The 19,216-nt window shown below is 53.8% G+C and carries 19 protein-coding genes and 4 pseudogenes; 14 read left to right on the plus strand and 9 right to left on the minus strand.

Annotation, left to right across the window (positions count from 1 at the left end; all coding sequences use genetic code 11):
• Window positions 1–130 precede the first annotated feature (130 nt).
• The 4 genes and pseudogenes from Q1B15_RS13175 to Q1B15_RS13190 all read left to right on the plus strand — a co-directional run.
• Window positions 131–1,315, plus strand: coding sequence for an alpha/beta hydrolase-fold protein (locus Q1B15_RS13175; RefSeq protein ID WP_299754273.1), 1,185 nt, complete (start codon window positions 131–133; stop codon window positions 1,313–1,315).
• Window positions 1,316–1,360: 45 nt separating this feature from the next.
• Entirely contained in the window at window positions 1,361–2,620 is a 1,260-nt protein-coding gene (locus Q1B15_RS13180; RefSeq protein ID WP_299754275.1) for a hypothetical protein, read from the plus strand.
• A complete protein-coding gene (locus Q1B15_RS13185) occupies window positions 2,601–3,332 on the plus strand; it encodes an alpha/beta hydrolase-fold protein (protein WP_299754277.1) in 732 nt (243 codons plus the stop codon). Before Q1B15_RS13180 ends, Q1B15_RS13185 begins: the two co-directional genes overlap by 20 nt.
• Before the next feature lie 128 nt (window positions 3,333–3,460).
• Window positions 3,461–3,581: pseudogene (locus Q1B15_RS13190) on the plus strand (IS6 family transposase); the annotation flags it as partial.
• 403 nt (window positions 3,582–3,984) lie between these two features.
• On the opposite strand, the gene Q1B15_RS13195 reads toward Q1B15_RS13190, so the two are convergent.
• On the minus strand, window positions 3,985–4,884 hold the full coding sequence (locus Q1B15_RS13195; protein WP_299754279.1) for an oxidoreductase: 900 nt from the start codon (window positions 4,882–4,884) through the stop codon (window positions 3,985–3,987).
• A gap of 195 nt (window positions 4,885–5,079) precedes the next feature.
• Here Q1B15_RS13195 and Q1B15_RS13200 point away from each other — a divergent pair.
• Window positions 5,080–5,385 (plus strand): annotated as a pseudogene (locus Q1B15_RS13200) (helix-turn-helix domain-containing protein); the annotation flags it as partial.
• A 264-nt stretch (window positions 5,386–5,649) separates the two neighbouring features.
• Here the strand turns inward: Q1B15_RS13200 and yghU are convergent.
• From yghU to Q1B15_RS13230, 6 genes and pseudogenes are all read right to left on the minus strand, one after another.
• Complete coding sequence (yghU, locus tag Q1B15_RS13205; RefSeq protein WP_299754281.1) at window positions 5,650–6,498, minus strand: glutathione-dependent disulfide-bond oxidoreductase; 849 nt, start codon at window positions 6,496–6,498, stop codon at window positions 5,650–5,652.
• A gap of 582 nt (window positions 6,499–7,080) precedes the next feature.
• Entirely contained in the window at window positions 7,081–7,422 is a 342-nt protein-coding gene (locus tag Q1B15_RS13210) for a hypothetical protein (RefSeq protein ID WP_299754283.1), read from the minus strand.
• Between the two features lie 75 nt (window positions 7,423–7,497).
• Window positions 7,498–8,018: pseudogene (locus Q1B15_RS13215) on the minus strand (transposase); the annotation flags it as partial.
• A gap of 137 nt (window positions 8,019–8,155) precedes the next feature.
• On the minus strand, window positions 8,156–8,632 hold the full coding sequence (locus Q1B15_RS13220; RefSeq protein ID WP_299754285.1) for a DUF481 domain-containing protein: 477 nt from the start codon (window positions 8,630–8,632) through the stop codon (window positions 8,156–8,158).
• 1,044 nt (window positions 8,633–9,676) lie between these two features.
• Window positions 9,677–9,862 carry a hypothetical protein gene (locus Q1B15_RS13225; RefSeq protein ID WP_299754287.1) on the minus strand — a complete coding sequence of 62 codons (186 nt, stop codon included), beginning with the start codon at window positions 9,860–9,862 and terminating at the stop codon, window positions 9,677–9,679.
• A gap of 127 nt (window positions 9,863–9,989) precedes the next feature.
• On the minus strand, window positions 9,990–10,316 hold the full coding sequence (locus Q1B15_RS13230; RefSeq protein ID WP_299754289.1) for a helix-turn-helix domain-containing protein: 327 nt from the start codon (window positions 10,314–10,316) through the stop codon (window positions 9,990–9,992).
• Window positions 10,317–10,418: 102 nt separating this feature from the next.
• On the opposite strand from Q1B15_RS13230, the gene Q1B15_RS13235 reads away from it, so the two are divergent.
• The 9 genes from Q1B15_RS13235 (at window position 10,419) to Q1B15_RS13275 (ending at window position 17,853) form a co-directional block, all read left to right on the plus strand.
• Window positions 10,419–11,219 carry a succinylglutamate desuccinylase/aspartoacylase family protein gene (locus Q1B15_RS13235; protein ID WP_299754291.1) on the plus strand — a complete coding sequence of 267 codons (801 nt, stop codon included), beginning with the start codon at window positions 10,419–10,421 and terminating at the stop codon, window positions 11,217–11,219.
• Window positions 11,220–11,221: 2 nt separating this feature from the next.
• Window positions 11,222–11,593 (plus strand): pyridoxal-phosphate dependent enzyme, encoded by a 372-nt coding sequence (locus tag Q1B15_RS13240; protein WP_299754293.1) that lies wholly within the window; start codon window positions 11,222–11,224, stop codon window positions 11,591–11,593.
• The gene (locus Q1B15_RS13245; RefSeq protein ID WP_299754295.1) at window positions 11,584–12,249 is read left to right on the plus strand and encodes an MIP/aquaporin family protein; all 666 of its coding nucleotides are present in this window, start codon (window positions 11,584–11,586) and stop codon (window positions 12,247–12,249) included. Before Q1B15_RS13240 ends, Q1B15_RS13245 begins: the two co-directional genes overlap by 10 nt.
• Window positions 12,242–13,435 (plus strand): PatB family C-S lyase, encoded by a 1,194-nt coding sequence (locus Q1B15_RS13250; RefSeq protein WP_299754297.1) that lies wholly within the window; start codon window positions 12,242–12,244, stop codon window positions 13,433–13,435. Before Q1B15_RS13245 ends, Q1B15_RS13250 begins: the two co-directional genes overlap by 8 nt.
• Entirely contained in the window at window positions 13,432–14,142 is a 711-nt protein-coding gene (gene arsH, locus Q1B15_RS13255; RefSeq protein ID WP_299754299.1) for an arsenical resistance protein ArsH, read from the plus strand. Before Q1B15_RS13250 ends, arsH begins: the two co-directional genes overlap by 4 nt.
• Before the next feature lie 231 nt (window positions 14,143–14,373).
• Entirely contained in the window at window positions 14,374–15,027 is a 654-nt protein-coding gene (locus tag Q1B15_RS13260; RefSeq protein ID WP_299754301.1) for a peroxiredoxin, read from the plus strand.
• 464 nt (window positions 15,028–15,491) lie between these two features.
• Window positions 15,492–16,478, plus strand: coding sequence for a Stealth CR1 domain-containing protein (locus Q1B15_RS13265; protein ID WP_299754303.1), 987 nt, complete (start codon window positions 15,492–15,494; stop codon window positions 16,476–16,478).
• A gap of 174 nt (window positions 16,479–16,652) precedes the next feature.
• Window positions 16,653–17,048 carry a nuclear transport factor 2 family protein gene (locus Q1B15_RS13270; RefSeq protein WP_299754305.1) on the plus strand — a complete coding sequence of 132 codons (396 nt, stop codon included), beginning with the start codon at window positions 16,653–16,655 and terminating at the stop codon, window positions 17,046–17,048.
• A gap of 448 nt (window positions 17,049–17,496) precedes the next feature.
• A complete protein-coding gene (locus Q1B15_RS13275) occupies window positions 17,497–17,853 on the plus strand; it encodes a c-type cytochrome (protein WP_299754307.1) in 357 nt (118 codons plus the stop codon).
• Window positions 17,854–18,332: 479 nt separating this feature from the next.
• Here Q1B15_RS13275 and Q1B15_RS13280 read toward each other — a convergent pair whose 3' ends face one another.
• Both Q1B15_RS13280 and Q1B15_RS13285 read right to left on the minus strand, forming a co-directional pair.
• On the minus strand, window positions 18,333–18,713 hold the full coding sequence (locus tag Q1B15_RS13280) for a hypothetical protein (RefSeq protein ID WP_299754309.1): 381 nt from the start codon (window positions 18,711–18,713) through the stop codon (window positions 18,333–18,335).
• Between the two features lie 3 nt (window positions 18,714–18,716).
• Window positions 18,717–19,133: pseudogene (locus Q1B15_RS13285) on the minus strand (class I SAM-dependent methyltransferase); the annotation flags it as partial.
• Between the last annotated feature and the right edge of the window lie 83 nt (window positions 19,134–19,216).

A 19,216-nucleotide genomic window follows, 5' to 3' on the forward strand; every position in this document is an offset into this window, starting at 1 on the left:
TCCACGACCGGCGCCTGAGCGGTGCGTGCTAGCTAAGGGACGGGATTGTGGGGCACCGCGCAAACCCTTACTTGAGGCCTGAAGCTACGCGTGCATACGGCGACTTGATCATCGGCCAGCCAGGACAGTTATGAAAAATCACACTCAGAGCAACAAGGCGGGTATGCCTGAGGGCAGGCCAGATGCGGTGCACCCGAGCCTTAAAGCACTTATAACAACCGGCGACATGTCGCCCGACGCCGTCAACTATTTCATATCCGGGCTTGTGTCACCGCTTGTCGAGCCTGGAGCGTTAACCTTTCTCTGGCGCGGCGAGGCAGTTTCGCTGGAACTGCTTCGGTGGATCCATGCGGGCGTCGACCGGCTTGTCTTCCAACGCCTAGCTGGCAGCGATCTTTGGGTTCTTAGGGTATCAGTTCAGGACGGCGGCCGATTTGAATATAAATTGAAAGTGGCGTTTCCAGGCGGGGAGGAATGGGTTCTTGACCCCATGAATCCGCATCGTGCCGGCGATCCCTTTGGTGAGAATTCGGTCGCGATGACCTTCGGATATGCTCCTCCGGAATGGAGCCGAAATCGTGGCGCACCAGATGGCCTCATCGAAGAACTGAAGATCGAAAGTGCGGTATTCGGCCGGACCCGAACAGAGCGCATTTACCTACCTGATGGGTACGACACGAACGAGACCTATCCACTTGTCGTCATACATGATGGTGGTGACTACGACGAATATGCCGACCTCACTGTTTCGCTCGATAATCTGATTGATGCCGGTGATATTCCGCCTCTGATAGCAGTTCTTATTGAGGCCGATGATCGGATGAGCGAGTATCCTAAGGGCCGTCGCCACGCGCGATATGTCGCCGGAGAGCTACTGCCTGCGGTGATAGAGAGCTATTCGGTTTCGAAGAAAGCCGAAGAACGTATACTTCTTGGCGCCAGCTTGGGTGCCGTCGCATCATTGGCGACGGCCTTTCGATTTCGCGGCGTTTTTGGCGGCCTAATCCTAAAATCGGGTTCTTTCGTCTTGGACCCTTCGAAACTGAGTAAGCGACCACACGTCGTTTTCCACCGCGCCGCCCGACTGGTTGATGTCGTCCGCCGCGCACCGGCACTGACCGGCACGAGAGCCTTCATATCGACCGGTGAGCTAGAAGGTCTGGCAGATGATAACGAGGCCCTTGCGGATCTTTTGCGGAATAGCGGCGTAGATGTCATGTTCAAAAGCTCGTGGGACGGTCATCATTGGCACAACTGGCGGGATCAGTTGCGGGACGCGTTGATCTGGGTCCTTAAATCTAGGGCGGACGAATAGACTCGGCTCAATACTTTGCGTGTCGCTTGGAGGCAGGGGGAATCCATGGCTAAGAACTTAAAGCACATAGGGCTCTCACTAGGGGCTGATATTTGTTGGCCCATCGCTTATGAAAGCCTGTTCGAGGCACTCACCAAAGATGGCCTAAAGGTTAGCGGAAAGACGCTAGACTTCGCTGTTGAACGCATAACAATCGAGCCATTCAGCCTTCAACAGCCTGTCAAATATGACGTTGTGATCGACCGGCTCACGCATTGGTATTCCACAAGCCGCGAATGGATCAAGAAAGCTATCCTGATCGATGATCTTTATGTCTACAACAACCCTTGGTCGCTTCAGTCGAACGAGAAACACACCAGTTATGCAGCGATGCTGCGGCTGGGGCTTCCCGTGCCCGAGACCTGGATGCTGCCGCCCAAGGCCTACGATCCGTCTGATGATCTTGAAGCCACGTTGACCAAATATGCCCGTATGTTCAACCTGGACGAGATTGGAGATAAGATCGGCTACCCCCTATTCATGAAGCCCTATCACGGAGGCGGCTGGAAGGGCGTTACGAAGATAGACAACGCAAGTGAGTTGCATCGTGCTTATGATGCTAGCGGGACTGAAGTTATGAACTTGCAGGCAGCCGTTTTGCCGCATGACTTTTTCGTGCGCAACGTCGGGCTGGGTCCGCAAATCCGTCATGTGAATTATGATCCCGGCGCTCCGTTGCACGACCGCTATCGTCAGGACATCAACTTCCTAAGCGCCGAGGATCAGCAGACGCTTAAGGACATGACACTGACGATCAATGCCTTCTTCGGTTGGGAATTCAATTCATGCGAAGCGCTAAGGCGCGACGGGATCTGGCAACCGATCGATTTTGCGAACGCATGTCCGGACAGTCAGGTGACGTCGATACATTACCATTTCCCCTGGCTTATTAAGGCTAACCTGCGCTGGTCGTTGTACTGTGCGGCCACCGACCGACAGATGCACAAAAACATGGAATGGGCACCGTTTTTCAAAATTGCCGATAGTGACCGATCCCCACGGCAGAAGCTGGCCGAATACGCCAAGATCGCCCACAAGCGGTTTGAAACCGAAGAGTTTCGCAAATTCTGCAAAAACCAGCTCAGTGACCTCGACGAACTGGCCTACGATTTCTTCGGTTCGGAAAAGCTACGCGATGCTATCCGCCAGAAGGTCCAAGCGCTGTTCCCTACACATGAACACGAGGAGTTCACCGAACTGTTCTGGGACCGGATCCAGTTGTGGCGCGATCAGGAGGGGCGGCACGGTGACAAAGAAGGTTTCTAGGTGGCGTTCTGACCGGCTGCATCGTGAGATCGCGCTGGCACGCTGGGGAGACTTCGGTCAGCCGGTGCTCCTATTTCCAACCGCCGGCGGCGATGCGGAAGAAATCGATCGGATGCAAGTGATCCGCGTTCTCGGCCCGCTGCTCGCGGAGGGACGCATCAAAATATACTCATGCGATAGTATTGCCGGCGCTGCTTTTGCGTCGAAAGAAGGATCAATTGAGCATCGCTGCTGGCTGCTGAACCAGTTCCACGAATATGTCGCTCACGAAGTGGTTCCGGCAATTCGCGCGGACTGCAACGACGAAAACATCGAAATCCTCGCGGCAGGGGCGTCAATAGGAGCGTTTAATGCGGTGGCAGTCACATGTCGCTATCCGCATCTTTTCCATACTGCGCTGGGGATGAGCGGCACCTATGATCTGGAAAGTCTATTGGATTTTCAAGGCAACAGCGAGTATTACTTCGCCTCGCCACTCGCCTTCCTACCGCACCTCGAAGGACCCATTCTCAAGACGCTTCAATCCCGGTTCATCGCGCTGCCTTTTGGCCAAGGTCGCTGGGAGAACCCCGCGGAAAGTTGGCGCATAGGTGAACTTCTCGGCGAAAAGGCTATTCCTAACCGCGTCGATGCCTGGGGAGAGCAATATGATCACGACTGGCCGACATGGCGAGAGATGCTGCCGCTCTACCTCGACGACCTTGTTTCCTGACCTTCGGTCCAAATGTGAACATCATCTTCGTCGAGCTCGCATCCCCGCATTTCCTTCCAATCAGCGCGAATGACTTTGTCAGAGGAAATTGACCTGAGACGGGCAGGGCAACGATCCAGCTTCGTAGAATGACAAAACGCAGCCCGTTTCATTGCTTTAAAACACGCTGGGGCAATCCGCCTGGCGGTGATGATGTACGTCCGCTTCCCACTTTCGCTTCGCAATGCGGAAGACTTGCTCCATGAGCGTTGTTTTCAGCCACCGCCGAAAAGCTCTCAATTGGCAGCCTACGGTTGCATGAGAAGAGCAATGCATCCTGCGCGCCCAGTTCTGCGCGACGCAAATGCAGGTCAAAGCCGCCGCTATTCGCATTAATCGTCTCCAGCTTGCTCGCTGCATCGAGACATACCGACCCTCCTATAGATTTGAGAGCGGCAATCAGGGCATCCATGTTCATGTCTCCGCTTCCAGTTTCAGGTTCAGCAGCTAAGGCGATCCCGGTCAAGCCAGCCATTGCTGGCAAAAAACCGAACCCTGTCACGATCCCAACTTGGATCATCGTGCGGCGCGCTATTCTTCGTCGTTCAACTGACACTGCGGTCCTCGTTCTTTACCCAATTGCTTTCAATCGTCGTTAAAAGTTAGCCCGCGTCTAAGGGAAAACAACGCCGGTCACATCTTCGCCAACAGCCCAAAGCCTGTCCGCCACCGCCGCATCAAGCGCTGCGCCGTCAATCACGCCAAGTGCCGGAAAACCGCCCATCTCTCCCGGGCCGTCGGGGCCAAAATAATCGCCCGATTTTACATGGCCCGTCGCTGCAACAAGTGTTGGCAAAGCCCCCTGCCATGCCTCCATGAACGTCATCTTACCAAGGATTGAGGGGTTCAGATGGCGCTGCAATTCGGTTTTAGTGAACCCCGGGTGGCACGCCACTGACAAAACGCCATCGCCTTTTGCGTCAGAGCGACGACCCAACTCAAGAGTAAAGATAATATCGGCCAGCTTGCTTTGGTAATACTCGCGGCGTGTGTCATAGGGCTTTTCGAGCCGCAGGTTGTCAAAATCAATCTGTGCACCGCGATGTGCAATGCTGCTCAGGGTGACGACACGCGAACCCGGCGTGGATTTCAGCATGTCATAGAGACGGCCGGTCAAGGCAAAATGCCCGATAAAATTGATGCCGAACTGACTCTCGAACCCATCTTCGGTCGCTCCTTCAGGCGGCATCATCACGCCTGCATTGTTGATCAATACATCTAGACGGGAATATTTGGTACGAAACTGCTCTGTATACTCCTGAACAGACTTGAGGCTCGCCAGATCAACGATCCCCGCGTTAATGCTACCTTCGATGCCCTCCGCCTTAATGTCTCGAACCGCTTGGTCGACCCTCTTGGCGTTGCGTCCTGCGATAATCACATCTGCACCAACCTTCGCCAAAGCGAGTGCCGCATAGTAGCCGATCCCGGAATTGCCGCCGGTAACAAGGATCGTCTTGCCCTTCTGACTTTGAAGATTTGCGTTGATCCAGTGCTTAAGGTCGGAATTCACATCACTGTGTCCTTTTTAAGAAACGATGCTGGAACAACTACTGCTCGCTCAGCAATCAACTTGGCAGACTATAATCGCATCTCCGCTGTGCGCCAGCACCGGCCGTTGGTAGACGTGCTTCCAACAACGGCTGTCCTGCGGGTTCAATCGCTCGACGCAACACTTTAGTCTTTTTGGAAAGATGGAGTGTGGAGCATGAAGTATCGTCCCCGAGTATTTTTTACCGACAAGCAAAAGTCAGAGATATGGGATCGTTGGCAACGCTCAGAGTCGATGAGTTCGATTGGACGCGGTTTTGATCGGGGATCATCCTCGATTTATCCGCTGCTTGCGCGCACTGGCGGCATCCGCCCACCTGATCGCATGAGGTCGCGTCTCGCTCTGACCCTGATCGACCGAGAAGAGATATCCAGAGGCCTGCGTGCGAAGGTGTCCTTGCGCTCAATCGCCCGAGCCTTGAAGCGGTCACCTTCGACAATCAGTCGCGAAGTCCGGCGCAACGGTGGCACCAAACTCTACCGTGCCGCGCGTTCGGATGACGCGGCGTGGAGCCGAGTTCCGTAGAAAAGGGCCAACGGATGCGCGCATAGCAAGCACACGACAGACGACACTGAAGGACGCCCCTTCGTCCTCGACGTTTATGAACTCTATTCCTTCACCACCGATGTGATGGCTGCAATGCTTTCAGAGCGTCAAAAACAATCGCGCTACATCATGAAATAAGAGCGTCCGATAGAACCCGTATTATAATTCGCCTGAAAGTGCTTAGCCAACTTGGTCTTGGGTTTTGGTGTCGAAATCGCTGGCGGCGTGGCGTTCGCGCAATTGCTCTTCAGGGGCGCCTGACGTTCGGTTCACCATTGCACCCCGCTTGTAGGCCGGACGTTCTGAGATTTCGTCCATCCAACGGATCACATTCTTGTAGATGTCGACGTCCAGAAATTCGCCCGCGTTGTAAGAAAACCCTTGTACTGTGCGGCCATACCACGGGGCGGTTGCCATGTCTGCGATGGTGTATTCGTTGCCCGCAAGATAGCGACGCGATGAAAGGTTCCGGTCCAGAACGTCAAGCTGCCGCTTAACTTCCATCGAATAGCGGTTGATAGGGTACTCAAATTTTTCAGGTGCATAGGCGTAGAAATGACCGAAGCCACCGCCAAGATAGGGGGCTGAACCCTGCAGCCAGAAGAGCCAGTTAAGCGCTTCGGTTCGACCTGGGCCCGAGGCAGGGAGGAATGCGGAGAATTTCTCTGCAAGATACAGCAGGATTGCACCGGATTCAAAGACACGACTGCCAGTGCTGTGATCCATTAGTGCAGGAATTTTTGAATTGGGGTTCAGCTCAACAAAGCCAGACCCGAACTGATCTCCGTCGTTAATCCGGATCAGCCACGCGTCGTATTCAGCGTCGTGGCCTGCCGCAAGCAGTTCTTCCAGAAGAACGGTAACTTTAACGCCGTTTGGTGTCCCTTGGGAGTAAAGCTGCAAAGGATGCTTGCCAACGGGCAGCGCCTTTTCATGTGTCGACCCGGCGATTGGCCGATTGATACTGGCGAATACACCCCCATTTTCATCGTCCCATATCCAGGTTTGGGGGGGGGAGTACGTCGACATTTGGAGACCCTCATCGGATGTTTTAGTCAAAAAAAGATGTAGTGTTTCTTTAAACAGGTTCAACCGCCAATCGGGCCTTCAACGTCGTACGAAGCGCCGGCAATCAGGTCTGACCTTCACGCACCCAGCGGTGACTGTCTGCAGCCCACACAATTCCATATAGCGCCAAAGCGTAAAGACCTGCACTTAGCTCTCGGCAAGCGTGAGTGTGCGTGTCACGATGCAGGTCAAAAATGAAAATAAATTGTCTGCAAAAGGCAAAATTGAGTGGCAACTCTCGTTGCCGCCTCATCCCAGTGCAGACGTGTCACCTATGGTGTCCGAGAAAACTTGGTTGAGTGGGGGACATCCTCTCCAGTCGGGACGTCTTCAAAGCTAGCCGAACTGCCGCTCTTGACGCAAAGCGTGGCCCCCGCGCGGCAAAAGGGCCGGGTGACTTTCCTATTCGCGACTTGTGCACATTGGTCTCAAGGACCCGGGGCGGGACTGCTATCGAGCCACGTTCTCCGATCAAGCTGCATGGGAGCGTGCTCTGCGTCCCAGGGCGTCCCCACAGACGGGAATGCTCCTGAACGAACGTCTCTATTTCTGCTTCAATTTTTCCAATTGGTCTTTTGTGTACTTTTCCGACCACTTCCCAAGTCGCTGCCTTGGCGTTCCGTCGGCTTCAACATACTTCGGTTTCTTTTCTGATTTTTTGGCCGCAGCAGGCTCTGACTTTGTCGTCGTGTCTTCAATTTCGAGCGCTACGTCATCTTTACTGAACCGCTCTCCAATAGAAGAGCCAAGCTGTTTGGCATAGTCGACGACCTTTTTACGCAAGTCATTTGCTCTTGAAGCTTCTTTTCGCACAAGAGCTTTGGCAACCTCTATTGCGTGTTTTCGTAAGTGTTTCGCCGACATGTCATCTAGGTTCAATGTCATGATCTCTCCTTTGCTACTATCAGGCTCAAATTGAGTTATGCTCAAAAGTTGGTGACGGCGTGATTAGGCGGCATTTTAAAGGTGCTTGATCCCGTCCTTAAACTCAACCCCCTGGATGACGTCTGGCAGGCGATTTGGCCCGGATATCTTTCGCCACTTCTTCTTGGCTGGCATCCTCAGCCTGAAGACCATAGCGAGGGCGGTCTTTCGGGTCAGGCATCCCTTAGTCTTGCATGTGCGGTTTCGAACCGTGGCAAAGACGCTTTCGATCGGGCCGGTGTTCTGATGTGCTTCCAATGCTCAGCCGGAAAGTCATAAAAGGTTAGCAACACGTCGCTATCCTTGGTCAGTTTCTTGACCGCGCGCTCGGATTTCACGCCGTAGGTTTCCACGAAGAGATCGATGGCCGCGATAGCCTCTTTCTTGGTCTCAGCCATCCAAATGTCCTGCAAATCAGCCTTTGCTTTCTCCCTTATAGACTTGGGCATCGCACCGGTGACGTTAGCTGTCTTATGGACCCAGCAGCGCTGCTCGCGCGTGGTGGGGAAGACATCCCTTAAAGCCGTCCAAAACCCGAACGCGCCATCGCCGACAGCTTCAATCCAGTCCCTGACGGCATGAGAAATGAACTCAGCGCCGATGTGAACTCATTCGATAGGCCAAGTGAAAGGGGCGGCAGATTGCTCTGCCGCCCTGAGTTTGCTGATCCGCCTTTACGAGGGAACGTGTGGTCTTAGTTAAGCGAGTAGACCAGCGACACACCGAATGGATTGTCCGTGCTTTTAAAACCAGCTTCGGGATCGGTGTGGTATTCGGTCAGAATGCTCGTACGGAGCGCCATCGCATCAGTCATGGAAACGTTCAGCGCGAGATCGTTGAAGGCCACGGTGTCGCTGCTCGAAGTGATCATGTCCGTGTCGTTGGTCACGAACACGGTGTCGTTCAGCTTGTGTGCATAGTCAGAGGCAAAACCAACCGCGCCTTCGCTAACGTCGGCCGAAGCCACGTCGCTGAATTTGGCGAAGCGGTAACCGGGACCGGCTTGAACTGACCACTGAATGTCAGGCGTGTTGTAGATGCGGTAACCTGCACCGAAGCTGACGAAGCCGTCGGACTCAAACGACGAGAACAGTCTCGCGCAAGTTAACATAATAAACCAATGGGGCGGATATGTGCGCGTGGTGGCATACGAATTATTATCGTGCGCCACTTGTATTCGCCCGCGCGTCACATGGTTTAAAATCGGGGTGCGTAGGGTGAAATTGCGCCGTTTTCTGGTTGGGGTAATTCGGCCAATATTCCTAAAGCAACCAACTCTAACCTCCACGTGGTCGCTGTTTGGAGCGCCAATCAAGCCTTTTGGGCACGTAGCCGTTACAGGGCTGCGAGGATGCGAGTGTACAGATTGCCCCTGACAGAAACCTCCACGAGTTAGAAGGCGCGGGTGTGGCGGAGGTGTCGGTGCCCATAAAATAGATGTGACGCTTCGGCTGTATCCAACGATTATTTCTCAATCGGCCCAAAAAACTGAAAGAATTTTGCAGCTGCGGTCACAGGCATGAACTCTAGGCTCGTTCCGAGCCATCAACCACCTTCAAGGGTCGTGACGCCGAAAAGCACCCCACAGCGCGATTGCACAACTCCGACCCGCGACACCCCCAAAACAAAAAATAGGGGCATTGGAACCAATTGCCGGATAGTCCGGTCACAAAAAGACCGCATGCTCCACAAAGATACCTTGGAATGAGTCCGCGAGCGTCGCAAAAGTGCCGCCTCTATGGGCGACACTGGTGCTTGTAGTAACGAGTGATTTGAGTGCTGGGGGTCGTCCGTCGAGGGCGGCCCCTTTTCCAAACACTTCAGGCAAATACACTGCCTCGGTGCTTGATCCCTAATCAATTCCCAGAACGCGGCAAAACTTTGACCTTAAAGGGGTTTGTTTCGCTCAGCAGGGTTCGTTTCCCTGCCTTTCTTGCTTTTGTCCAAACGCTGGACACAATACCTCCACCGGCGCCGTCAGCCGCAAATGGCTTGAGGCGGGTAGGGGCAGAGCGATCGCTAGTGAAGACTGGTTCGCATGCATCTGACAGCACCTCTGGCGCAGCTTGCCGGGTGTGTCGTTCTTCGTCTTGGCATTCACGACCCTTAAACCGCCCCATCAGGCAAATGAGCTATAGATTGCGGCCACACTCACGCTCCACCCACCGCGATGGCTGCCCGTGATTGAGATATCCGAAAAGGGAAACTCGAAGCATCAGCACCAGGTGAAAACCAGGCCAATCGTGGCAGCAGGTCGCGTACTGAAGCAAAGCGCAGCAGGATCAAGCATGTCTGCGAAGGCATCAATGGCGCGGACAGGGTTGCTCTCACCGACGTCGTCGAGATGTGAAGGCAGCAACATCGTCTGATGACGGGCAACATCTTCGATAAATTGCGCCATGGACACCCTCCGTACCGAATACGGAAACCATTCCATCATTTAGGCAAAGTTGCGGGAGTTTTCACACAGCCTCCGGATCTAGCTGACGTCTAAAATCAACTGTTGGATGTCTGCTTTCGCGCGCTTCCTAACCATCAAGTAGAGAAAGAATTTCCGTGCAGTTTTCTATCTTGCCGCCACAACAGTCCGCTATCAGGAATTGCACCAGGGCGTTCACAGTAGCAAGATTGGCAGCGTAGTGAATCTCGCGCTGATGGCGCGTGGCAACAAGGACGCCAGCGCGTTTAAGGATCGACAGGTGGCCGGACAACGTCGATGGTTTCGTGCCCAGTTGCCGGGAAATTTCCAAAGCAGGCAATCCCTCGGGGCCAACCCTGACGAGCAAGCGAAACGCGGAAATTCGGGTTGGTTGCGCGAGGGCTGCAAGGGCTTCAATTGCGTCGGTCTGCTTCATATTTCGGTATTGCCCGAAATAACGAAACTTGACAAGGCGCGACTGCTGAATTAGCCCCAAATTATTTCGGCGTTTACCGAACTGTGAAGCGAGGAGACACATGTGGCCGGAACTTTAATCACGTCCGAGGTGGACTTCGAGGCAAGCGGTAAACACTCTGGATTTCTGCGCGTGCCACATTCGGTGCATCGATCAGCATACGGCTGGATACCCGTGCCTGTCGTTTCCATCAAGAATGGCGATGGGCCGACGCTCTTGATTATGGCTGGCAATCATGGAGACGAATACGAAGGGCAGATTGCAGTATCCAACCTTGCACGAAAACTGGAGCATGCTGATCTTAGCGGTCAATTGATCCTGCTGCCGATGGTGAATTTTCCTGCCGCACAGGCCGGCTTGCGGACGTCTCCCATAGAAGATGATTTGCCTTATGCTTGGGTCTTTAAAAGTGGTGGCGGGCGCACCAGCACAGCGCACACTGCGATGAGCGCAGCCAACCGCAATGGCGTGATCAACGTCATGGCTGAACTTGGCGGCGACGGCGAGGTTACGCCTGATATTTTGCTACGCGCTGAGCATGGATTGCACCGCGTTCTACATGCGTTGGATATGTTGCCAAGCTATAGGCCAGATACAGCGCAGGGCACGCGCGAGCTGAATGTGCAGGGGTCAATCTTTGCCTATACGGCGGGCCTTTTCGAGCCGCTTAAGTCTATCGGAGAAGAGGTGTCCATTGGCGAAGTTGTTGGACGTATTCACCATCCCGATACGGCGCAGTCAGAGCCAGAAATTATAACGTCGCCCCATGAGGGGATCGCTTTGTGCAGGCGGGCGATGGCACAGGTCGTGTGCGGCGATGCGATGCTTCAGATTGCATCCGATGCCCGACCCCGCGCGGTTTAAGCATGTGCGCATACCCCGTATTCCTTGACGACCTACACTATGTGGCAACCGCGCTTGACGACTTAGTCGTTCGAGCCCCTGTGCTAGAAAATGAAGACGTTGACGCCGTGCTTGGTGAGCGATCCTTACCCAGGGCCGAGAACTTCCAACGCACCGGCGCGTTCAAAATCCGCGGCGCTTACAACCGGGTATTGAACCTAACGTACGAAGAACGTGCGCGTGGCACCGTCAACTATTCATCGGGAAACCACGCGCTTGGCTCGGTGCGGGCAGACCAAATGCTCGGATCGTCTGCCGTCATCGTGATGCTCACCGATGTGCCAGCAGCCAAAATTGCAGCAGCCCGCGCCCTAAGGGACACAAAATGTCACTAGAAAGACGGCTGATGGCCGAATGGCTGGGCACTTTTTCATTGCTTGCAACGGTCATAGGTTCAGGAATTATGGCCGAGCGGTTGGCCGACGGGAACGTAGCGATTGCACTCTTGGGCAATACGATACCAACCGGTGCGATCCTTGTGGTTTTAATCACCATCTTCGGTCCGATATCCGGCGCGCATTTCAATCCTGCGGTGACGCTTAGCTTTGCCATGCGGCGCGAAATCAAAAAGCGCGATGCCGGGCTCTACGTGATCGTGCAGGTGATTGGCGGCATCGTGGGCGTGCTTGCAGCACATGTCATGTTTGAACACCCACTGATCGATCCCTCAGCCACCACCCGCAGCGGTATCGGCCAGTGGGTCGGCGAATTCGTGGCGACCTTTGGTTTGGTCGGCACCATCCTAGCCTGCATCAAGGCGCGGCCTGCAGCGGTGCCTATGGCTGTGGGTCTATACATCACGGCTGCCTATTGGTTCACGTCATCTACGTCGTTTGCGAACCCGGCAGTCACGATCGCACGCGGATTTTCAGACACCTTTGCAGGGATCGCACCCACAGATGTGATCGCTTTTATTGCTGTGCAACTCGTCGCTGCAGTTTTGGCGACTTGGTTTTTTGGGTGGCTACTGGAAGACGAAAAAAATGACTGAACGTTTTGATTTTGATGAGGTGTTTGACCGGCGGGAAGTTCCAGCCCTCAAAGTGCACCGTATGGTTCTTGGTGCAGATGGAATGGACCTGTTTCCTGCCGGTGTTGCCGACATGGATTTTCGCGCACCACCTGCGGTGCTCGCCGCATTGGAGAACCGGGCTGCTCATGGAATTTTTGGGTATGAAACCGTGCCGGATGGGCTAATGCCCGCGCTTGTGGATTGGCTGAAACTGCGACACGGCTGGTCTGTGAACCCAGATCATATTCTGCGCGCGCCCAATGTGCTCAACAGCCTGTCTATGGCAGCCAGCCTGTTTTCGGATCATGGGGACGGGATCATCGTCCAACCTCCGGTCTTCTTCGATTTTGCGGACATCATCGCAGAGAACGGCCGCCGCATGGTTACTAATCCGTTGGTCTTGTCCGATGGACGCTACGAAATGGATTTGGGGGGACTAGAGACATGCGCCGCTGATCCTCGCGTGAAAATGCTGTTTTTATGTAACCCCCATAATCCAGTAGGTCGTGTCTGGTCCAAATTAGAATTGGCACAACTCGGTACGATTTGCCGAAAGCACGGCGTTGTCGTTGTGTCGGATGAAATCCATGGGGACGTCACCTTCGTGGGCCGCGCGTATACTCCGTTTGCTTCGGTGTCGCATGATGACGCACTAAACAGCATTACCTGCCTGTCACCCGCCAAGAGCTTTAACATCGCGGCATGTTGTAGTGCATTTACAGTTGTGCCCGATCATGCGCGCCGCGACGCTTTCGCCGCAGAAAACAGTCGCCTAACAGTGAACAAAAACAACGCCTTCGCAAGCGTTGCGATGGAGGCCGCTTATCTGCATGGCGGCCCGTGGCTTGATGCTGTCAATGCGTATATCGAGGCCAACCTAGCCCTGGTACGGGAACGGATTGCCGATGTACCTGAGGTCACATTGATTGAGCCGGATGGAACTTTCTTGCTTTGGTTGGATTTTCGCGCCTTGGCCTTAGAGCCTGAGAAGTTGGCCTTGTTTCTGCGACAAGACGCAGGATGGGCCATTACTCGCGGCATCGCGTTCGGCGAGGGCGGTGCAGGCTTCGGGCGGCTGAACATCGGCTGTGTGCACGCGCAACTGGATCAAGCGCTGGAAGGCCTCATTGACGCTATTTCAAAGAACCGAGAGACCCTCACATGACTGACACACCCAACATCGTAGAAGAGCACTTCCATAGCATCGACTCTGCTCGTTTGTTTTCCAAAGGTGACCCAGACCACCCACCGCGCATTTTGTTGCTCTATGGCTCACTTCGGGACCGATCATTTAGTCGATTGATGACCCAAGAAGCGGCGCGGGTTCTGACGCGCCTGGGGGCAGATACCAAGACGTTTAACCACAGCGGCTTGCCTTTGCCCGACGATGCCGACGCATCCCACCCCAAAGTGCAGGAATTGCGCGATCTGGTCAGCTGGAGCGAAGGCATGGTCTGGTGTTCTCCCGAACGCCATGGGGCAATGACAGGTATCATGAAGGCGCAAATCGACTGGATTCCGCTTTCTTTAGGGGCCGTGCGCCCGACCCAAGGCAAAACGCTTGCAGTGATGCAAGTCTGTGGCGGTTCGCAAAGCTTCAACACCCTCAATCAGTTACGGGTACTTGGTCGGTGGATGCGGCTAATAACAATCCCCAATCAATCCTCGACCCCGAAAGCCTTTCTTGAATTTGACGATAACGACCGCATGAAGCCATCGCCTAACTACGATCGCATGGTCGATGTTATGGAGGAATTGGTAAAATTCACACTGCTGACACGTGGTCGGTCTGATTATCTGGTAGAGCGCTACAGCGAACGCAAGGAAACGGGCGCGGCATTGATAAAGCGAGTGAACCAAGAGGCAATCTGACGCCTGATTTTTATCTTAGGCGACGTCCCGGCAACACATCTTGCCGAGTGGCGTTGTCTCTGCCCATTCAGAGACGCGTTCGGATTCGTCTGGCAGCACCATGCGTTCGCATCCAAACCGGCAATTCTTGCAAAGACGCCGTCGGCATGCGTAAGCTTTTGGACATTCAGCCAATCGATTCAGGGTGAATCGATTGGCCTTGTGTGGAAATTCCTACATTGGAGCAACGCTATGAGCCTGCGCATCAACGACACTATTCCCGACCTCACCGTCGAAACAGACCAGGGCACCTTTGGTCTGCATGACTGGATTGGCGATAGCTGGGCAATCCTTTTTTCACATCCCAAGGACTTCACACCGGTTTGTACAACAGAATTCGGGGCAGTCGCTCAACTGGCCGATGAATGGGCCAAGCGCGGCACCAAGGTAATTGGTGTTTCCGTAGATGGTGTTGAGGATCACAAGAAGTGGAAAGGCGATATTGAGAAAGTTGGGGGCGCCCCTGCCGGCTTCCCGATCATCGCAGATGAAGGTTTGGCAGTTTCAAAAGCCTTCGACATGTTGCCGGCAGATGCCTATCTGCCAGATGGCCGCACACCGAACGATAGTCAGACCGTGCGATCTGTTTTCATCATCGGGCCGGATAAAAAGATGAAGTTGTCCATGACCTATCCTATGAACGTGGGCCGTAATTTTGCAGAGGTCCTACGCGCGCTCGACGGCCTGCAAACGGCTGCCAGCCGAGGTGTCGCAACACCCGCCAACTGGAATGTCGGTGATGATGTGGTGATACCGACCGCTGTTAGCGACACAGAAGCCAAAGAGAAATTTGGCGACTTCACAGCTGTTCTTCCCTATCTGCGAATGACCAGCTTGAAAGGCTAAGTCGCCGAAGGGCCACATTGGTTCGTGATCTTTTGGGGCCTGATTTCAGATATTTTGCAGCGGCATTGAGTGTCGCACCTTCGCTGTATCAAAGTCCGTGTTGTCCGCAGGCGCGAAAAACAGCAAAGGTCAGGATTGGGCCCATCACGGCAGGGCGCGACGGTGCGGCTATCTTTGCGTCGGCATCCTTGAACTTTTTGTAGTTCACGCTGAGCCACATTCTTTACCGCTCTCGATGAGATAACACCGGGTACTTCAACGACGACAGAATGCCTTCGTATATGCCCACCTTAGATGGCAGCGCGAGCAATGGCTCAATCTTTGCAGATCGATAGGGAAATCATAAGACAAGCCAAACACGGCGCCAAGAAAGGCGAACTTGCACCGCTGAAAGATATTATGTTCTACCATCTACGGCGACGAGACCTATGTAAGGGTCTTCTACGAATGGGCATGCAGATAAATTGATCAATACTTTAGATATCAACACTGATCCCATTGATGCCGTCATTACTTGGGTCGATGGGAACACGGTCTCTCACCAGCGTAAACGCTCCCAATACATGGCAGCATCTGGCAGTACGCTTCATGAGAACGCGACTAACCCTCATCGATGGGGTAACAATGATGAAATCCTGTATTGCCTACAATCCATCGAAAACTTCGCACCCTGGACGCGAAAAATCTGGATCGTTGTCGATAGCGAGACCCCAAATCTATCCGTACTTTCCGACGCCCTACGCGCCAAGGTTAGCTTCGTGTTTCACCGCGATATCTTCGAAGACTTCAGCGCAGTTCTTCCAACATTCAACTCTCTGGCAATTGAAAGTATGATGTGGAGGATTGATGGGCTCAGCGAGCGCTTCATGTATTTTAACGACGATGTATTTCTCTCCGCACCGCTGCTTCCGATAGATGTTTTTAGGGGCTTTTCGCCTGTTCTGCGCGGACAATGGGTCGACTACAGCGCATTGCTTCACGAGCCCGATATGAGGAAGGATCCAGCAAAATTCAATCATTTCATGCAGATAAACGCAGCTCGCATGGCGGGGTTTAATGCGGGCAGGCTTTTCTCTTCAGCCCATGTTGTCCATCCACTCAGACGCACAGTCATGGCGCAGTTGTTTGATCAGCACTCGGATGCCTTCATTGAAAATATCAAACATCGTTTTCGTGACCTGAGCCAGTTCCTGCCTCAAGGCCTGCATAATCACCGCTCCATTATAGACGAGAGCGCCGTTATTCATACAGTAGATGATCATCTACACATTGAGAGCGGGCAGGGAATTGGTTGCCCTCCAGCCGAAACATGGGCGCTTTTGCAAAGTGCCAACAGACCTGAGATTAAATTTCTTTGCGTTAACGATTTGCCCCAATTGGAAGTGGTGATCCCGGAAGCACGTGAATGGCTACGCCGTGTGATAGGTGGCTTTCCAAGTCTGACACGTTAGAGATCACGACGACCGCGTTTCCAAATAGCGGACCCGCGAACAGCGCTCAAAGAACGGCCGGTTCACGCCCAATGCTGGCATGACGAAAAAGACGGCGTGGCTCACGTTTGGTTCCTGCTCGGAGCCGTTTGAGGTATATTCAAGGTATGAGTACCCCAGCAGGAGAGAGGCAGGATGACCGAAAAGGCGAGGAGGGTTGGAAGGATGGCAATTGAGCATGCCGCTGCTTGGACTGAGGGGAAGCCGGACAAGATTGCAGAATTATTTTCAGAAAACGGGACCATCACCGTTAACGATGGGGAAACACATGTGGGTCGAGCAGAAATAGCTGACAACGCTAAGGGATTGCTGGCGACCTTCCCTGGTCTGGTTGTGCGATGTCATGAAACTCGTCACGCCGGAGACAGGGCCGTATTCATCTGGACGCTCGAAGGTCATCACACCGATACAGGAAATTTCGTCTCTTTGCCTGGCTGGCACGAATGGGAACTCGACGGCGACATGTTAGTCAGTCGCTGCCGAGGTTTTTTTGACGCTCAAGACTTTGAACGCCAGATCGCCGGAAAATGACCGGCGATCAATCCAAATTCCCATATGCAAAGACCGCTTCGTCCCCGCAGAGCGGTCGTTCATCCGGTCCCCGGGTGCTGCCACGCAGCGAACGACATGGTGTGTTTGCGGTTGCCGCTCTCCTCGGGCGAACGAGGTCCAGTATACTGGCCTCACAATTCTTTAGCCGTAGAGGAGAATGAGCGTGCAGCGCTCGCACCCCAGCTGGTTTCTTCTGATAATTCCTAGGGCACAAGTCGCCGCGGTACGGACTGATTTAAATCAAGGATGTTTGGCCCTTGAGCGCGTAGACACAAATGATCGGCTAGAAGCGCAATGCGTTGGCAATGGCCTCGCGTTGCCCGGCCAAAGGAGATCGAAATGCTTGGAAGACCAGTCCCAATATTTTCGTTGGCAAGCGCTGTCGTATTTGCGCTAGCGCCAACCGCATTGTATCCAGCCGGAGATCATGACTGGGGGCCACGACGAACCCCTTGAGACCATGCGCGAAATGCACAGCAGTCACGAGCACGAGCATGATTTCGGTGTGATTGATGAGATGACCGACGAGCAGCGAGAGCGGCTGAATAGCTTTATGACAAGTATTGGTTTGGTCATGCCACCGATGAGTTCCCACCGGGGCCGTGAAGTCTTTCTGGAAAAAGGTTGCGTGGTTTGCCACTCGATCAATGGTGTCGGCGGCGAAGTTGGCCCGAGCCTTGATGCCGCAGACATGCCCAGCCCGATGAATGCCTTTGAATTTGCAGCCAGAATGTGGCGGGGCGCGCCGGCGATGGTTCTGATGCAAGAAGATCAATTGGGCTAATTCATCAACCTAACAGGGGAAGAGCTCGCCGACCTCGTCGCTTTCGTTCACGATGCCGAAGAGCAAGAAGAACTTAGCACCGATCAGGTTCCGGAACAGTTTATGAAAATGATCAACCCGTGAAGCGAAGCGTCTGCGTAAGCGTATTGGCTGTTATGGTGAGAACAATATCGCTGGGGATATCTTGCAGAATCAAATGTCCGTTCTGTCCTGCGGTTTCAATCGGTCGACGCAACACTTTAGCCTTTTTGGAAAGATGGAGTGTTAGGCATGAAGTATCGTCCCCGAGTATTTTTTACAGACAAGCAGAAGTCAGAGATATGGGATCGTTGGCAACCCGGGAGGCTTGATTTGGCCGATCCCCTTACCAAAATAAACTAATCGACCTGTATGGCGAAAAAATCTGTCCGCCAGGCCCGAAACTGGATTTTTTCAACAGAATAAGCCCAAACCTACCCTGAGTACCAATGGTTTGACTGTTACGGTTGAGCAATCAAGCACCGAAAACTTGCACCGACCCGGACAGTGCCATCGGATTGCAGAAACGGTGCGAAAGCGGCGGCATAGGCAGACCTCACAACCTCGTCGCCAGAGTGCTCCATTGCCTTTACCGCGACCCCAGCCGAGCACATGCCGCGGACTGCAGTGTCCAGATCTGGATAAATCCATACGCCATCGACATCAAATACATCAGTCGGCGTCAATCCTGCGCTGGAGGCAAATTCCCTTAGTGTGCTCTCATCAGACAGAGCAAAGGGGCCGGGTGCGCCGGGCGGCGGCGGTGGCAGAAGCGGTTTTAAGACTGCCACCAACGACGCGGCGTCCATGCCTTCGGGGTTGCCCCAAGTCACTATAGCCACGGTTCCGCCAGGTTTCGTGACTCGTCGGGCTTGCCCCAACGCCAGCGCAGGGTTTCCAGCGTACTGAAATGAATTGAATCCAGTAACGACGTCGAAACTATCATCTTAAAAAGGAATATTTTCCAGATCGTCAAGTTGAAAATCGGCTTTACTTGTTCGTTCCTTCGCGATCATCAACAAGGCTTCGGAGGCATCAATGCCGGATACTTCGGCGCCAAGGTCTGCCGCCAAACCGGCGGCCATTCCAGAACCGCAACCCACATCCAAATAGCGGGTTGTACTGCCGACTTCTGCACGCTTTAGGACTTCGTGATAAACGGGGAGGCAGGATCGCTCTTGAATCTCTGCCCAGTCGCGCGCACGGGCGCCCCAAAGTTGCCCGTTCACCTTCGCCGTTGTTGGTTTGCGTTCTTGTTTCATTTGCAGCCCCTCTTTTGGTTAATCTAGATATGTTGAGATAATTGGATACCGACCCGTTCAGTTCCACTTCAATATCTGAAGTT

This window comes from uncultured Boseongicola sp., assembly GCF_937988555.1.
Classification (GTDB): domain Bacteria; phylum Pseudomonadota; class Alphaproteobacteria; order Rhodobacterales; family Rhodobacteraceae; genus Boseongicola.

Bases quoted from the DNA above. Each gene is read 5' to 3' on its own strand.
- Q1B15_RS13210 (WP_299754283.1), bottom strand. From the start codon at position 7,422: ATGACATTGAACCTAGATGACATGTCGGCGAAACACTTACGAAAACAC.
- arsH (WP_299754299.1), top strand. From the start codon at position 13,432: ATGACTGACACACCCAACATCGTAGAAGAGCACTTCCATAGCATCGAC.
- Q1B15_RS13240 (WP_299754293.1), top strand. From the start codon at position 11,222: ATGTGCGCATACCCCGTATTCCTTGACGACCTACACTATGTGGCAACC.
- Q1B15_RS13275 (WP_299754307.1), top strand. From the start codon at position 17,497: ATGACTGGGGGCCACGACGAACCCCTTGAGACCATGCGCGAAATGCAC.
- Q1B15_RS13260 (WP_299754301.1), top strand. From the start codon at position 14,374: ATGAGCCTGCGCATCAACGACACTATTCCCGACCTCACCGTCGAAACA.
- yghU (WP_299754281.1), bottom strand. From the start codon at position 6,498: ATGTCGACGTACTCCCCCCCCCAAACCTGGATATGGGACGATGAAAAT.
- Q1B15_RS13250 (WP_299754297.1), top strand. From the start codon at position 12,242: ATGACTGAACGTTTTGATTTTGATGAGGTGTTTGACCGGCGGGAAGTT.
- Q1B15_RS13230 (WP_299754289.1), bottom strand. From the start codon at position 10,316: ATGAAGCAGACCGACGCAATTGAAGCCCTTGCAGCCCTCGCGCAACCA.
- Q1B15_RS13225 (WP_299754287.1), bottom strand. From the start codon at position 9,862: ATGGCGCAATTTATCGAAGATGTTGCCCGTCATCAGACGATGTTGCTG.
- Q1B15_RS13180 (WP_299754275.1), top strand. From the start codon at position 1,361: ATGGCTAAGAACTTAAAGCACATAGGGCTCTCACTAGGGGCTGATATT.
- Q1B15_RS13245 (WP_299754295.1), top strand. From the start codon at position 11,584: ATGTCACTAGAAAGACGGCTGATGGCCGAATGGCTGGGCACTTTTTCA.
- Q1B15_RS13175 (WP_299754273.1), top strand. From the start codon at position 131: ATGAAAAATCACACTCAGAGCAACAAGGCGGGTATGCCTGAGGGCAGG.
- Q1B15_RS13270 (WP_299754305.1), top strand. From the start codon at position 16,653: ATGACCGAAAAGGCGAGGAGGGTTGGAAGGATGGCAATTGAGCATGCC.